General features: G+C 64.0%; 12 protein-coding genes. 4 read left to right on the top strand and 8 right to left on the bottom strand.

Annotation, left to right across the window (positions count from 1 at the left end; translation table 11 throughout):
- Positions 1–113 precede the first annotated feature (113 nt).
- Both Q7T45_RS06675 and Q7T45_RS06670 read left to right on the top strand, forming a co-directional pair.
- Complete coding sequence (locus tag Q7T45_RS06675; protein WP_304868991.1) at positions 114–524, top strand: DUF2946 family protein; 411 nt, start codon at positions 114–116, stop codon at positions 522–524.
- A gap of 157 nt (positions 525–681) precedes the next feature.
- A complete protein-coding gene (locus Q7T45_RS06670; RefSeq protein ID WP_304868989.1) occupies positions 682–3066 on the top strand; it encodes a TonB-dependent receptor domain-containing protein in 2385 nt (794 codons plus the stop codon).
- Between the two features lie 280 nt (positions 3067–3346).
- On the opposite strand, the gene Q7T45_RS06665 is transcribed toward Q7T45_RS06670, so the two are convergent.
- From Q7T45_RS06665 to Q7T45_RS06655, 3 genes are all read right to left on the bottom strand, one after another.
- Positions 3347–3859, bottom strand: coding sequence for a GNAT family N-acetyltransferase (locus Q7T45_RS06665; protein ID WP_304868987.1), 513 nt, complete (start codon positions 3857–3859; stop codon positions 3347–3349).
- 70 nt (positions 3860–3929) lie between these two features.
- Positions 3930–4865, bottom strand: coding sequence for a glycosyltransferase family 2 protein (locus Q7T45_RS06660; protein WP_304868985.1), 936 nt, complete (start codon positions 4863–4865; stop codon positions 3930–3932).
- Positions 4866–4930: 65 nt separating this feature from the next.
- Positions 4931–5416 carry an NUDIX domain-containing protein gene (locus Q7T45_RS06655; RefSeq protein ID WP_370691225.1) on the bottom strand — a complete coding sequence of 162 codons (486 nt, stop codon included), beginning with the start codon at positions 5414–5416 and terminating at the stop codon, positions 4931–4933.
- A gap of 147 nt (positions 5417–5563) precedes the next feature.
- Between Q7T45_RS06655 and Q7T45_RS06650 the strand changes: the two genes are divergently transcribed.
- A complete protein-coding gene (locus Q7T45_RS06650) occupies positions 5564–6454 on the top strand; it encodes a metallophosphoesterase (RefSeq protein WP_304868981.1) in 891 nt (296 codons plus the stop codon).
- A gap of 149 nt (positions 6455–6603) precedes the next feature.
- On the opposite strand, the gene Q7T45_RS06645 is transcribed toward Q7T45_RS06650, so the two are convergent.
- The 4 genes from Q7T45_RS06645 to Q7T45_RS06630 all read right to left on the bottom strand — a co-directional run bounded on the left by Q7T45_RS06645 (position 6604) and on the right by Q7T45_RS06630 (position 10004).
- A complete protein-coding gene (locus Q7T45_RS06645) occupies positions 6604–7332 on the bottom strand; it encodes a hypothetical protein (protein WP_304868979.1) in 729 nt (242 codons plus the stop codon).
- Positions 7333–7351: 19 nt separating this feature from the next.
- Positions 7352–7909 carry a hypothetical protein gene (locus Q7T45_RS06640; protein WP_304868977.1) on the bottom strand — a complete coding sequence of 186 codons (558 nt, stop codon included), beginning with the start codon at positions 7907–7909 and terminating at the stop codon, positions 7352–7354.
- Positions 7910–8135: 226 nt separating this feature from the next.
- Positions 8136–8345 (bottom strand): hypothetical protein, encoded by a 210-nt coding sequence (locus Q7T45_RS06635; protein ID WP_304737740.1) that lies wholly within the window; start codon positions 8343–8345, stop codon positions 8136–8138.
- A 21-nt stretch (positions 8346–8366) separates the two neighbouring features.
- On the bottom strand, positions 8367–10004 hold the full coding sequence (locus tag Q7T45_RS06630) for an isocitrate lyase (RefSeq protein ID WP_304868974.1): 1638 nt from the start codon (positions 10002–10004) through the stop codon (positions 8367–8369).
- 183 nt (positions 10005–10187) lie between these two features.
- Between Q7T45_RS06630 and Q7T45_RS06625 the strand changes: the two genes are divergently transcribed.
- Positions 10188–11633 carry a short-chain fatty acyl-CoA regulator family protein gene (locus Q7T45_RS06625; protein WP_304868972.1) on the top strand — a complete coding sequence of 482 codons (1446 nt, stop codon included), beginning with the start codon at positions 10188–10190 and terminating at the stop codon, positions 11631–11633.
- A gap of 202 nt (positions 11634–11835) precedes the next feature.
- Here Q7T45_RS06625 and Q7T45_RS06620 read toward each other — a convergent pair whose 3' ends face one another.
- On the bottom strand, positions 11836–12027 hold the full coding sequence (locus tag Q7T45_RS06620; protein WP_304868970.1) for a hypothetical protein: 192 nt from the start codon (positions 12025–12027) through the stop codon (positions 11836–11838).
- Between the last annotated feature and the right edge of the window lie 77 nt (positions 12028–12104).

The raw sequence follows: 12104 nt of genomic DNA, 5'->3' as shown, positions 1-12104 counted from the left end.
TCGCCCCATGGGCGGTTCGAGCACGGTTGACACCCGCCCGATCACCGGATGTTATATTGTAACATTGGACGAGCCGGGATATCCCGGCCGGTCGATGTGAGGCACCTGTCGGCATGAAGTGGTTTCGCGCGAACATCAAACACGGGGCACGGCTGGCGCTGTTGGCGCTGGCGCTGCAGTTTGGGCTGTCGTTCGGGCATTTCCACGCAGGCGCCGCGCAGGCGGCGGCGCTGGCCATTCAATCGGCCGTCCCGCAGTCCGACATTGCCGCCGCCCTCGCCACGGCCGACGCCGTCGATCCGTTTGCCCCGCTGCCGGCGTCCCATAACGATTCCCAGCACCCAGGCGAGGACTGCGCCATCTGCGCCGTCATCGCGCTGGCGCGCACGGTGGTATCAGCAACGCCGCCGACAATGCTGCTGCCGCAAGCCGAAGCATTTCAATATCGCGTCACCGACGCCGCGTTCGTCGATCTGAACCCGGTCGGCGTCGCGTTCCAGCCTCGCGCTCCCCCCGCCTCCTGACATCGATGGCTTGATGCTCCCTGAAGGGATCGCCGCGTCGTCTGCGGTCGATTCTGCCGGGACAAATCGAAATCGGTCCGTCGCACATCGACGGCAGGCGCATTCCGAATTCGTCAACGTGAACGAATCCGGTCGCGACTCTCTCAGGATCTGGACAATGACATTCCAAACAAGACGAGCATTCCACGCCAGTGGAGCAAGCTGGCTATTCCTGTGCGCGATGGGATGCGGCGCGATGGCACAGGACGCAACGCCAGCACGGCCCGCCACGCAGCTGCCGGAAATCACGGTGACCGCGCCGAGCCCGATTCAGCGGCGGAATACGACCCCGTCACGAACGCCTTCGCGGGTCGCGCGCGCCGTCCCCAATCGCGAGCCGGCGCCGCCAACACAACCGGCGCCCGTCGCCGCCGCGCCCCAACAGGGCGTGCTGCCGATCGTGGCCGATCAGTTCGCCACCGTCACGGTGTTACCGAACGAGGAAATCCGCCGCTCGGGCGGCGCCACGCTCGGCGATGTCCTGTTTTCCAAGCCGGGCATTACCGGCTCCAGCTTCGCGCCCGGCGCCTCAAGTCGGCCGATCATCCGGGGGCTCGACGTCAATCGCGTCGGCATCGTCGAAAACGGCATCGGCAGCAACGGCGCTTCGGATCTCGGCGAGGATCATTTCGTTCCGATCGACCCGCTCGCGACCAACCAGATCGAAGTAATCCGCGGACCCGCGACCATGCGCTATGGATCGAGCGCGATCGGAGGCGTCGTTAGTGCTTCCAACAACCGGATTCCCGATGCGCTGCCCTCCTGCGCGGCGGCGCCGTTCCAGAGCTACGGCCTCCCCGCCAAGGCTCCGCTCGCCAATGTGCAATCGCCGTCCTGCGTGACCGTGGAAACGCGAACGGCGGTCAGCTCGGTCGATCGCGGCGTCGAAGGCGGCATCCTGCTCGATGCCGGCGCGGGCAATTTCGCCGTGCACGCCGACGCCTATGGCCGCAAGAGCAACGACTACAATATCCCGGGCTATCCCTATCTGTTCGACCAGACCCGGCCGGTCAACGGCCGCCAACCCAACTCGGCGGCGCAGGCGGCCGGCGGATCGATCGGCGGTTCGTACATCTTCGACGGCGGTTTTGTCGGCGCCGCGATCACGCAGAACGATTCGATCTATCGCATCCCCGGAATCGACGGCGCCGATCACCAGACCCGGATCGACGCGCGCCAGACCAAGATCACGGCCAAGGGCGAGTATCGCCCGGATGCCGCGGCGATCGAGGCGATCCGCTTCTGGGCCGGGGCTACCGACTACAAGCACAACGAGATTGGTCTGTCGGATCCGGCCGATCTCACCACGCTCGGCGTGCGGCAGACCTTCACCAACAAGGAGCAGGAAGGCCGCGTCGAAATGCAGTTGATGCCGTTCAACGCGCGCTTTGCGACGGTGACGTCAGCACTCGGCCTGCAGGCCAGCCATCAGGAACTGACCGCGCCAAGCCCTGACGATCCGACCTCGCCGCTCAACGGTCTGTTCGATCCCAACAAAAACACCAAGGTCGCCGGCTACGTGTTCAACGAGTTGAAATTCACGGAGACCACCAAGGCGCAGATCGCCGGCCGCATCGAGCGCGTCAATCTCACGGGAACGACGCCCGCGTTCATTCCAGAACGGTTCGACCTCGCCGCAAACCCCGGCGATATCGGCCCGCCAACGGCGCGCAACCTGTCCTTTACGCCGAAAAGCGGAAGCATCGGCCTGATCCAGAACCTTCCAGCCGGCCTCGTTGCCAGCATCACCGGCCAATATGTCGAACGCGCGCCCAAGCCGGCCGAACTGTTTTCGCGCGGCGGACACGATGCGACCGTTACCTTCGACATCGGCAATCCCAATCTCGGCATCGAGACCGCCAAATCCGTCGAGATCGGGTTGCGGCGGGCAACCGGACCGTTGCGGTTCGAAGCCACCGCCTTCTACACGCAGTTCAACGGCTTCATCTACCGGCGCCTGACCGGCAACACCTGCGAGGACGTCGCCTGCGTCGGCCCGGCGGACCCGGCTGCTCCGCTCGAGCTCAATCAGGCGATCTATTCGCAGCGCGACGCCACCTTCCGCGGCGGCGAATTCCAGAGCCAGCTCGATATCTCGCAATTCCACGGCGGTATCTGGGGCATCGAAAATCAGTTCGACGTCGTGCGCGCCACCTTCTCGGACGGCACCAACGTTCCCAGAATTCCACCGGTGCGCGCCGGCGTCGGCGTGTTCTGGCGCGATGCGAACTGGCTGGCGCGGATCAACTATCTGCACGCCTTCGCGCAGAACCATATCGCCGTGATCGGTGAAACCCCGACGGCGGGCTATAATCTCCTGAAGGCGGAAATCAGCTACAAGACCAAACTCGATGCGAGCTGGTTCGGCGCCCGCGAGATGATGGTTGGTCTGGTCGGCAACAACCTGTTGAACGAGAACATGCGCAATTCGGTGTCGTACAACAAGGATGAGGTGTTGATGCCGGGGATCGGGGTAAGAGCGTTCGCGAATTTGAAGTTTTAATCAAACTCCATCAACGTCATTGCGAGGAGCGCTTGCGACGAAGCAATCCATGTCGCCTCACAAAGAAAGAATGGATTGCTTCGCTCCGCTCGCAATGACGTTGATGGGTCAACCCGTAGCCCGGATGGAGCTGTCGGGCCGGCGCAACGCGCCGTCCCGGCGGCGCAATCCGGGACCGGTGCATCAGTTGCGCGAAGTCCCCGGATTACGCCATCGGCCCGCGCATTCGCGCGAGCCGTTGGCTCCATCCGGGCTACAGGTGCGACGAGCAATGCGCCGGCTACTTCGCCTGGCTCCAGTCCGGGCGGATTGCGCCGGAGACATCCGTGGACGCGCCATCGACGAGTTCGGCCACCAGCAGCCGGCTGTAGTCGACCGGGCCGGGCATGGTCATCCGTCCCTTCGGGACCGGCTTGAAGCCGACGCGACTGTAATAGGCTTCGTCGCCGACCAGCAGTACGAGACGATGCCCCTTGGCTTTGGCGTCGTTCAGCGCGCGATCCATCAGCTTGCGGCCGACGCCGCGGCTGCGGAACGGCGGTTCGACCGTCAGCGGCCCCAGCAGCAATGCCCTGGTATCGCCGACGCAAATCGGCAATTGCCTGACCGAGCCGACCAGCAGCGTGCCGATCCGGGCGGTGAACGACAGGTCGAGCAGGTGATCGACATGCTCGCGCAGCCGGTAGGCGCTCAGCGCGAAGCGGCCGGGCCCGAAGGTGCGCTGGTGCAGGCGTTCGATCGGCAGCGCGTCGCTGGGGGTCTCGGCCAATATGGTCAGTGAGAGGTCGCTCATGCTGGGGCGCGGGATAGCATCTGGCGGACGCGCGGTCCATCGGCCATCCCACGTTAAATTCCCGGCCGTATCAGTTCCTGTTGACGGATCCCTGGGACAAATAGGCCAGCAGCTTCATCTCACGCCGTCCGCGCGTCACCGTGTCGAGCACCAGCCCCGACGATACCGACAGCACCGCCAGGATCATCAGGCCCATCGACAGGACCGCCGTCGGCAGCCGCGGCACGAGGCCTTCCTCGAGATAGGTGACGATGACGGGAATCGCGAGGCCGATCGAAACCAGCGTCAGGAAGATTCCGATGGCGGTGAAAAAGCGCAGCGGCTTTTCCGAGCGGTAGAGTTTCAGGATGGTGCCGAGAATGCGAAATCCGTCGCGCCAGGTGTTGAGCTTGCTGAACGATCCCTCGGGCCGGGCGTAATAGGGCGTCTCGATCTCGGCGACCGGCAGCGCCAGCTCGAGCGCGTGCACGCTGAGCTCGGTCTCGATTTCAAAACCGTCCGACAGCACCGGGAAGGATTTGACGAAGCGCCGCGAGAACACGCGATAGCCGGAAAGAATATCCTTGAAGGCCTGGCCGAACACCGCGGAGAGAAAGCTGGTCAGCATCCAGTTGCCGGTGCGATGGCCAGGCCGGTAGGCGGCCACGGCCTGGTCGACGCGAAACCCCACCACCATGTCGAGATGATCCGACAGCAGCATCTCGATCATGCGCGGCGCGCTGGCGGCGTCGTAGGTCGCATCGCCGTCGACCAGCAAGTAGATGTCGGCATCGACATCGGCGAACATCCGCCGCACTACATGGCCCTTGCCCTGGCGGCGTTCGCTGCGCACCTCGGCACCCGCCTCGCGCGCCACCGCTTTGGTACGGTCCGACGAATTGTTGTCGTAGACGAAGATCTGCGCCGAGGGCAGGGCTTTACGAAAATCCGCTATCACGGTTGCGACCGCGGCTTCCTCGTTGAAGCACGGCACCAGAACCGCAATCCGCATCGTCGGTGTGATCATCGCCGTTCTATCAGCCGAATCAGGTTTGTCATGAGGTCGCGCACGCTTTTACCGGTTGCCGGCCGCTAACGCCATGTCGCGGCAGGCTCCCTGCCCTCGAGCACTTCCGCGATCCGCAGCCGGGTGCCCCGGGTGGTCTCCTCCGGCAAGGCTGTCGCGTCGAAGAAGCCGCAGGCGACGATCTCACGGTTGGCCTCGGGCAGCCGGTCCTGCCGGAATTGCCGGATTACATAGACCGCGACGTGGTCGCGGCGGGAAACATGGCTGTTGAGAAACAGGCCATGCAGCGGCGGCTCGCCTGCAAGTTCGATCCGCCCCTCCTCCGCCAGTTCGCGGCGCAGCGCCTCGCGAAAGGTTTCGCCGACCTCGACGCCGCCGCCCGGCAGATGCCAGCCCGAGACGTAGCTGTGCTTGACCAGAAATACCCTGTCATCGCCGTCCAGCACCACGGCGCGGACCCCGAGCGTCATGCCGCGGGCGAACCGCCAGTAGAGATGGAAAACCTGCCGCAGCGCCGGCTCGAGCGTCGTTCGCAGCTTCTGCAGGTTCATCGCCATCGAACCTCATATCCTGACATCGCGTTTGATCCTTGCGCCGCGCCAGCCGGCTTGCCAATACTTTGGAGGGATTTCCAGAGGATATCACGAGATGATCGCGCGGCGGCTCCGTCCCGCAGGCAACCGAAGCGGACCGGGCTGATGGCGGCCTTCACGCTGGCCCATCTGTCCGATCCGCATCTGCCGCCGATGCCCGCGGCGCGGCTGCGCGATCTCGCGGGCAAACGCGCGCTCGGCTATCTCAACTGGACCCGCAACCGGCACAAGGTCCACCGGCGCGAGGTGCTGGACGCGCTGGTGGCGGACCTGCAGGCGCAGGCGCCGGACCAGATCGCGGTCACCGGCGACCTCGTCAATCTGGCGCTGGACGCCGAGTTTGCGCCGGCGCGGGCATGGCTGGAAAGCGTCGGTGCGGCGGATCGCGTCACGGTGATCCCCGGCAATCACGACGCCTATGTTCGCGCCACCCGGCACCGCTTTGCGGAGGCCTGGGGAGATTATCTCCGCGGCGACGAGGCGCCTGATGGCGATGTCGCCTTTCCGCTGCTGCGCCGGCGCGGCCCGCTGGCGCTGATCAGCGCGTCGTCGGCGGTCCCGACACCGCCCTTGATGGCGACCGGTTGGCTCGGGCGCAGCCAGCTCGACAGGCTGGAGCACATGCTGGCGGGGCTCGCCGCTGCCCAAGCGTTTCGCGTGCTGCTGGTCCACCATCCGCTGCGTTCGGATTCGCGCTTCAAGCGATTGACCGATTCGGCTGATCTGCTCGCGCTGTTGCAGCGGCACGGCGTGGAGCTGGTCCTGCACGGCCACGATCACGTTCACTCCACGATCTGGATCGACGGTCCCAAGGGAAAAATCCCTGTCGTCGGCGTGCCGTCGGCCTCCGCCATCGCCCATGGCCGCTATCCGGCGGCGGCCTATAATCTGTTTTCGATCGAACGCGAGGGCGATGCGTGGCGGTGCGAACAGACCGTGCGGGGGGTGGACGATGCGCTGCGCGTTCGCGAGGTAAGGCAGGCACGCCTATCATAGCAACTGTAGTCGTAGATCGGTATTGCTGCCCATCCTTCGAGACGGCCACTTCGTGGCCTCCTCAGGATGAGGTTGACTTGTTGAAACATAACGACCTCATGCTGAGGAGCGAGCAGCGCGAGCGTCTCGAAGCATGGGCCGCAAGCGACTCAATCGCCACCACCGCCACCGCAGCCGCCGCCTCCGCACCCTCCCTCACCGTCGCCGCCTCCGCTACCTGCATCGCCGCCGCCGGACGCATCGCTGCTGCCATCGCTTCCGGCATCGCCGAAGCCCGCGGTGCCGCCGTCGGCGGAACCATCTGCGAAATCACCACCGCAATAGGCCGCGCCACTGCCGCTCTTCCGCAGCTCTTCGCATTGCGGGTGATAGACGAATCCGCCCGGAATATTCAGCTTGGAGTCCAGCGCGAACAGCAGCGGCAGGCGGGTCGGGTTGACCGGGTCAATGTTCTCGTATTTGCAGCAGTACCACCACACGCGGCGAAGACCCTCGTTGCTCTTGCGGTGTTCCGACAGCACGACCGCCGGCGTATGGTGCAGGAAGCCGCCGAAACCGCGCCGGCAAAATGCATCGTATTCGCGGGTATAGAGAATGAATTCGTGCCACAGATCGTCGGCGACCTGCGACGGCATCGAGACGTAGCGCTTGCCGCTCATCAGATAGGCGATGAAGAACTGGCGCAGGCCGCGCGACACCAGCGCGCTGTTCTTGCGCTCCAGTCCCGGGCGATGTTTCTCGAGCCGCTCCAGCAGCCCTGGCGGCCAGCGATAGGTGCGGATGAACTCGGCGCGTCGAAGCTGCAGCCAGCGGGGGACGATCACGAGCAACACGACCGCGCCGACACCAATCAGTGCGATCGCTATGACCGGAGACATCAACGCTGCTCCGGCGCGGTCAGAGATTCCGCAAGGTCGCGAACAGCGCGAGGGCGAACAGCGCGATCGCGCCGGCGAGGAAGCCGAGCACGAAAGTCCAGAAGCCGCTGCGGCGCTTTTGTTCGACGACGACCGGCGCCGGCGCCGGCGTCGCGACAAGCGCGTGCTCGCGCTCGATCATGCGGCGGGCGACGTAGTCGGTGACGGCATCGACGATGGCGGCGACGTCATGCGACTCCGATATCACGATGCGGCCGAAGCGGGTGTCCTGCACGAAGCGGTAGATGCGCTTGTCGCGGCCCATCAGCACATGGGCGACGACGTCGATCCACAGCCGCGGCGTATCGCCCTGGCTGATGCCGCGGTCGAACAGGTCGACCTTTTCGGGGATTTGCGCGAACAGGGGCTCCAGCGCGTCGTTGAGAATTTCGAGCCGGGCCACTTCGGCGTCGCGCAGATCGACAACCACCCCGGTGCGGTCGGCGGCCTCGATCCGCGCCTGCCGCAGGGCATCGCGCAGACGGACTGGACGCGTGCTGCTGACGGCCTGGCTCCCGGTATTCTGCGCGTCTGACATCCGCTTGATCGCCTTTGTCCTGAGGGTCCCCGAAGCGTTAACCTATCAGTAACCACGTTTTGCGCAAAGGTTCCTTGTTCCCAAGGGTTTAGGCCGCCGGCTTCTTTCTTACCTCTCCCGCGGGCGGGCGGGAGAGGGAGAAAAAAGAGCGGCCCCATCCGGGGTTACCGAATGGGGCCGCTCTCGTCCCTGGACGTCTTCTTCTGGTTCTGGCCGGCAGCGGGCCTTACGCCGAGACGCGGGCGGGCTCTTCCACGATGGAGAAGCGCACGCCGGCCTTGTGCCGGTTCTCTTCCGAGACGGCGCGCCAGGCATCCTCGGCTTCCTGGCGGGTCTTGAACGGACCCTGTACCTGGGCCGAGCCTTCCACGAGCTTGTGGAAGTTCATCGAACCGAACTCGCCGCCAATCACCCAGAAATTGCTGCCTTTGGTCATGATCGTCTCCTGTTCCTACCGTTAGCCGAACTGGTTCATCGTGTTGTGGGCGCCGCCCGCCTTCAGAGCGGCTTCACCGGCGAAATATTCCTTGTGATCGTCGCCGATATCGGAGCCGGCCATGTTCTGATGCTTGGCGCAGGCGATACCCTGACGGATCTCCTGGCGCTGAACATTCTTCACATAGCCCAGCATGCCCTGCTCGCCGAAATACTCCTTGGCGAGATTATCAGTCGACAGAGCTGCCGTGTGATAGGTCGGCAACGTGATCAGATGGTGGAAGATGCCGGCACGCTTGGCCGAATCCGCCTGGAAGGTGCGGATGCGCTCGTCGGCTTCACGGCCCAGCGGCGTATCGTCGTATTCCGGCTTCATCAGCTCGGCCCGGTTGTACTTGCTGACATCCTTGCCGGCTTCCTTCATCGCGTCGTACACCTGCCAACGGAAGTTGAGCGTCCAGTTGAACGAGGGCGAGTTGTTGTAGGCCAGCTTGGCGTTCGGAATGACTTCGCGAATGCGGTCGACCATCGAGGCGATCTGCTCGATATTCGGCTTCTCGGTTTCGATCCACAACAGGTCAGCGCCGTTCTGCAGCGAGGTGATGCAGTCGAGCACGCAGCGATCCGCACCCGTGCCTTCGCGGAACTGATAGAGGTTGCTGGGCAGCCGCTTCGGGCGCAGCAGCTTGCCGCCGCGGCTGATGATGACGTCGCCATTCCCGACCTTCGTGGCATCGACCTCTTCGCAATCCAGGAAGCTGTTGTACTGATCGCCGAGGTCGCCGGGCTTGTGGCTCACAGCGATCTGCTGCGTGAGACCGGCGCCCAGCGAATCGGTGCGGGTCACGATGATGCCGTCTTCGACGCCCAGTTCGAGGAACGCATGACGGCAGGCCCGGATCTTCGCCAGGAACACCTCGTGCGGCACGGTGACCTTGCCGTCCTGATGGCCGCACTGCTTTTCGTCGGAGACCTGATTTTCGATCTGCAGCGCGCACGCACCTGCTTCGATCATCTTCTTGGCGAGCAGATAGGTCGCCTCCGCATTGCCGAAGCCGGCGTCGATGTCGGCGATGACGGGCACGACATGGGTCTGGAAGTTGTCGATCTTTTCGATCAATGCCTTTTCCTTCGCCTGGTCGCCAGCCTTGCGTGCGGCGTCGAGCGCGCGGAAGGTATCGTTGAGTTCACGGGAGTCCGCCTGGCGGAGGAAGGTGTAAAGCTCCTCGATCAGCGCCGGAACCGAAGTCTTCTCGTGCATCGACTGATCGGGAAGCGGTCCGAATTCGGAGCGAAGTGCCGCGATCATCCAGCCGGACAGGTACAGATAGCGGCGATCGGTCGTACCGAAATGCTTCTTGACCGAAATCAGCTTCTGCTGCGCGATGAAGCCATGCCAGCAACCGAGCGACTGGGTGTACTTGGTGGGATCGCCGTCATACGCAGCCATATCGCTGCGCATCAGCGCCGCGGTGTAGCGGGCGATGTCCAGGCCGGTCTTGAAGCGGTTCTGCAGGCGCATGCGCGCCACGGCTTCGGGGGTGACGCCGTTCCAGGTCGGCTGGGGCTTGAGCAGCGCCTCGGCAGCTCCAAGCTCGCTGAGATAGGAGGCCGGTCCCTGGACAGCCTGGTCGCTGATCCCGCGTGGCTGGTAGTTCATGTGCATGATCCTTTTCGGTGACGACCACTGACATTCGTGACAGTGCATTGCGAAACGTGCCGAGAGCTAAACGCTAAACTGCTGAATTCGTATAGATAGCTTGTCATTTAATGGTGATGTCATGTAACATCCGTACTTGTCATAGATGTCACGTTGTAATGTTTGTCACAAAAGGCTACCGCCATGGCCAACGATTCCGCAAAAAAGCTGTTCGTCGGACCCCGGTTCCGGCGAATCCGCCAGCAATTGGGGCTGTCGCAGACCCAGATGGCCGAGGGGCTGGAGATTTCTCCGAGCTATATCAACCTGATAGAGCGCAACCAGCGGCCGGTGACGGCGCAGCTGCTGCTCCGGCTGGCGGAAACCTACGACCTCGATTTGCGCGACCTCGCCACCGCCGACGAGGACCGCTTCTTCGCCGAACTGAACGAGATCTTCTCCGACCCCCTGTTCCGGCAGATCGACCTGCCCAAACAGGAACTGCGCGATCTCGCTGAATTATGCCCCGGCGTGACGCATTCCCTGCAGCGCCTCTATGCCGCCTATACCGAGGCCCGCCGCGGCGAGACCATGGTGGCGGCGCAAATGGCCGACCGCGACGAGGGCACCCGTTACGAGGCCAATCCGATCGAACGCATCCGCGACCTGATCGAGGCCAACCGCAATTATTTCCCCGAGCTGGAACAATCAGCGGAAACGCTGCGCGACGAGTTGAACGTGCCCGCGGAAGAGCTGTTCGCGGCCCTTGCGGCACGCTTGCGTGAAAAGCATTCGGTCGTCACCCGCATCATGCCGGTCGACGTCATGCGCGAGACCTTGCGGCGGTTCGACCGGCATCGCCGGCAACTCCTGATTTCCGAACTGGTGGACAGCCCCGGCCGCGCCTTCCAGCTCGCGTTCCAGATCGGTCTCACCGAAAGCAGCGGCACTTTCGATGCCATCGTCAACCGCGCCGGCCCGCTCGACGATACGCCGCGACGGCTGTACCGGATCACGCTGGCGAACTATTTTGCGGCTGCCGTGATGATGCCGTATCAGGCCTTTCACGGCGCGGCGGAGGCCTTGAACTACGACGTCCACGTGCTGGCGCAGCGTTTCAACGCCGGCTTCGAGCAGGTCTGTCATCGCCTCACCACGCTGCAGCGGCCCAATGCGCGCGGCGTGCCGTTCTTCCTGCTGCGCGTCGACAATGCCGGCAACGTCTCAAAACGGTTCTCCTCCGGCACGTTTCCATTTTCGAAATTCGGCGGCACCTGTCCGCTGTGGAACGTGCACTCGACCTTCGATACGCCGGACCGGCTGCTCAAGCAGGTGATCGAACTGCCCGACGGCACGCGCTACTTCTCCATCGCGCAGATGGTGCGCCGGCCGGTGGCGCCGCACCCGCAGCCGCAGCCGCGCTTTGCCATCGGGCTGGGCTGCGAAATCCGCCATGCGACCAAGCTGGTCTATGCCACCGGCATGGATCTGGACAAAGCCGAGGGCACGCCGATCGGCGTCAACTGCCGGCTGTGCGAGCGCGAAAACTGCAGCCAGCGCGCCGAGCCGCCGATCACGCGAACGCTGATTTTGGACGAGAATACGCGGAGGGTGAGTTCGTTCGCGTTTTCCAATGCAAGGGAGTTGTGAGAGCGAGCGTTCGACCAAGCTCCCGAGTCGCAGCGCGCTCATTCTTCCCCTCACCCCTTGTGGGAGAGGGTGGCTGCGATGCGAAGCATCGCAGACGGGTGAGGGGTTGGCTCAGCGAGCACTGTGCCTGGGGATGGAGACCCCTCATCCGGCGCTTCGCGCCACCTTCTCCCACAAGGGGAGAAGGGAAGAGCCGCCGCGCTCACTGAAATTCCTGGAACTTCTTGTAGATCCAGCGGCGGCCGTCGTGGCGGCGCCAGACCTGGCCGGTCAGCAGGCGTCCGGTGATCGATCGCCGGGGAACGATCACGTTCCACAGATGCCAGACCTCGGCCCATGCCGGTTTCGGGCTGAGACCCAGTATTCGAAATCGCTCCCGGCCTTCAGCGAGCATGTTGGAATCCGCCATGCGCCGGATGGAAAATCTCCGACGCTTCACACGATAGCGCGCGACGATCTCGCCGCAATCGA

The sequence above is a fragment of the Bradyrhizobium sp. genome, from assembly GCF_030646015.1.
GTDB lineage: Bacteria > Pseudomonadota > Alphaproteobacteria > Rhizobiales > Xanthobacteraceae > Bradyrhizobium.
This window is presented reverse-complemented; position numbering and strand designations above follow the sequence as displayed.

Coding starts and splice junctions, on each gene's coding strand:
- Q7T45_RS06675 (WP_304868991.1), top strand. CDS start 114: ATGAAGTGGTTTCGCGCGAACATCAAACACGGGGCACGGCTGGCGCTG.
- Q7T45_RS06670 (WP_304868989.1), top strand. CDS start 682: ATGACATTCCAAACAAGACGAGCATTCCACGCCAGTGGAGCAAGCTGG.
- Q7T45_RS06665 (WP_304868987.1), bottom strand. CDS start 3,859: ATGAGCGACCTCTCACTGACCATATTGGCCGAGACCCCCAGCGACGCG.
- Q7T45_RS06660 (WP_304868985.1), bottom strand. CDS start 4,865: ATGATCACACCGACGATGCGGATTGCGGTTCTGGTGCCGTGCTTCAAC.
- Q7T45_RS06655 (WP_370691225.1), bottom strand. CDS start 5,416: ATGAACCTGCAGAAGCTGCGAACGACGCTCGAGCCGGCGCTGCGGCAG.
- Q7T45_RS06650 (WP_304868981.1), top strand. CDS start 5,564: ATGGCGGCCTTCACGCTGGCCCATCTGTCCGATCCGCATCTGCCGCCG.
- Q7T45_RS06645 (WP_304868979.1), bottom strand. CDS start 7,332: ATGTCTCCGGTCATAGCGATCGCACTGATTGGTGTCGGCGCGGTCGTG.
- Q7T45_RS06640 (WP_304868977.1), bottom strand. CDS start 7,909: ATGTCAGACGCGCAGAATACCGGGAGCCAGGCCGTCAGCAGCACGCGT.
- Q7T45_RS06635 (WP_304737740.1), bottom strand. CDS start 8,345: ATGACCAAAGGCAGCAATTTCTGGGTGATTGGCGGCGAGTTCGGTTCG.
- Q7T45_RS06630 (WP_304868974.1), bottom strand. CDS start 10,004: ATGAACTACCAGCCACGCGGGATCAGCGACCAGGCTGTCCAGGGACCG.
- Q7T45_RS06625 (WP_304868972.1), top strand. CDS start 10,188: ATGGCCAACGATTCCGCAAAAAAGCTGTTCGTCGGACCCCGGTTCCGG.
- Q7T45_RS06620 (WP_304868970.1), bottom strand. CDS start 12,027: ATGCTCGCTGAAGGCCGGGAGCGATTTCGAATACTGGGTCTCAGCCCG.